This window comes from Hydrogenophaga sp. (genome assembly GCF_041633695.1).
In the GTDB taxonomy this organism is placed as follows: domain Bacteria; phylum Pseudomonadota; class Gammaproteobacteria; order Burkholderiales; family Burkholderiaceae_C; genus Hydrogenophaga.
This window is the reverse complement of sequence record NZ_JBFJMY010000715.1, coordinates 1-1,391: the sequence shown is the minus strand read 5'-3', so window position 1 is coordinate 1,391 and position 1,391 is coordinate 1. Positions and strand designations below refer to the sequence as shown.

Here is a 1,391-nt window from a genome sequence, read left to right as displayed (position 1 = left end):
GCCCGCATCCGCGCCCAGGTCGCGCAGGGGCGGCAGGTGTACTGGGTGTGCCCGCTGATCGAAGAAAGCGAAACCCTGGACTTGAGCAACGCCACCGCGACCCACGCCGAACTCACGGCGGCATTGGCCGGGGGTGTGGGTGGTGTCGGTGGTGCAGCGGGTGCCGACGCTGGCGACGCCCCCGTGCTGGTCGGCCTGCTGCATTCGCGCATGCCGGTGGCCGAGAAAAAGGCCGTCATGTCGCTGTTCACCAGCGGCCACATGGCGGTGCTGGTCTCGACCACGGTGATCGAGGTCGGCGTGGACGTGCCCAACGCTTCGCTCATGGTGATCGAGCACGCCGAACGCTTTGGCCTTTCGCAACTGCACCAGTTGCGCGGGCGGGTCGGGCGCGGTGCGGCGGCGTCGGCCTGCGTGCTGCTGTACTGTCCGCCCAACGGCGGGCGCCTGGGCGAAACCGCGCGCGAACGGCTCAAAGCCATGGCCGACACCAACGACGGTTTTGAGATCGCGCGCCGCGACCTGGAGATCCGCGGGCCGGGTGAGTTTTTGGGGGCACGCCAGTCGGGTGCGGCGTTGCTGCGATTCGCCGATCTGGCCACCGACACCGACTTGCTGGCCTGGGCGCGCGCGGCCGCGCCGGTGATGCTGGAGCGCCACCCCGGCCTGGCCGAGAAACACATCGCGCGCTGGCTGGGTGCCAAGTCTGACTACCTGAAGGCTTGAGCCCGGCGTGCGAAAGCGCACAATAGCGTGTCATGACGTTGACAGAACTCAAATACATCGTCGCCGTGGCGCGCGAGAAACACTTCGGCAAAGCGGCCGAGGCGTGTTTTGTCTCGCAGCCCACGCTGTCGGTGGCGATCAAGAAGCTGGAAGAGGAGTTGGAGCTCAAGATCTTTGAGCGCAACGCCAGCGAGATCGCGGTGACGCCGCTGGGCGAAGAGATCGTGCGCCAGGCGCAGACGGTGCTGGAGCAGGCCGCAGCGATCAAGGAAATCGCCAAGCGCGGCAAAGACCCGCTGGCCGGTCCGCTCAAGCTGGGGGTGATCTACACCATTGGGCCGTATCTGCTGCCCGATCTGGTGCGCCAGGTGATCGAACGCACACCCCAGATGCCGCTCATGCTGCAAGAGAATTTCACGGTGCGGCTGCTGGAGCAGTTGCGCCTGGGCGAGATCGACTGCGCGATCCTGGCCGAGCCCTTCCCCGACACCAATCTGGCGCTCGCGCCGCTGTACGACGAGCCCTTTTACGCCGCCGTGCCGGTGGCCCATCCCTTGGCCCAGCGTGGGAGCGTGACCTCGGCCGAACTCAAGCGCGAAACCATGTTGCTGCTGGGCAATGGCCATTGTTTTCGCGACCATGTGCTGGAAGTCTGCCCCGAGTTC

At 66.4% G+C, this 1,391-nt stretch carries 2 protein-coding genes; both read left to right on the top strand.

Annotation, left to right across the window (positions count from 1 at the left end; all coding sequences use genetic code 11):
* Positions 1-726: helicase-related protein (locus ABYB95_RS23500; RefSeq protein WP_372662799.1), on the top strand; the 726-nt coding region annotated here is incomplete at its 5' end.
* A gap of 32 nt (positions 727-758) precedes the next feature.
* Positions 759-1,391, top strand: a 633-nt coding sequence (locus tag ABYB95_RS23495) for a LysR substrate-binding domain-containing protein (protein WP_372662796.1), incomplete at its 3' end; no start/stop codon positions are given.